The organism is Bartonella sp. MR168JLCBS (genome assembly GCF_042194175.1).
In genome coordinates this window covers 1,488-1,772 of the sequence record NZ_JBHIMP010000051.1, presented here as the reverse complement: position 1 = coordinate 1,772, position 285 = coordinate 1,488, and the positions used below count along the sequence as shown (strand labels likewise).

The window sequence follows — 285 nt, the reverse complement described above, 5'->3', positions numbered from 1 at the left end:
TAGAAAAACTAGGATTTCAGCATCATGATTATGCCATTCGTCTTAATAACCGAAAGATTCTAGAGGCTGTTTTGGAGCAAATTGGCTTGGTGGGACGTGAAAAAGCTGAAAAGCGCTTAACTGTTCTTAGGGCCATTGATAAACTTGATAAATTTGGTCTTGAAGGTGTGCGTTTGCTCTTGGGTAAAGGGCGTTTGGATGAAAGTGGTGATTTTACTAAAGGGGCACAGCTTAAGGACCAAGAGATTGATAGTGTTCTTGCTTTGCTCACAGGAGAAGCTGAAA

The 285-nt window shown here is 41.1% G+C and carries 1 pseudogene; it reads left to right on the top strand.

Going from position 1 to position 285, the window contains the following annotated elements:
* Positions 1-285, top strand: a pseudogene (locus ACFIK8_RS08965) (histidine--tRNA ligase); the annotation flags it as partial.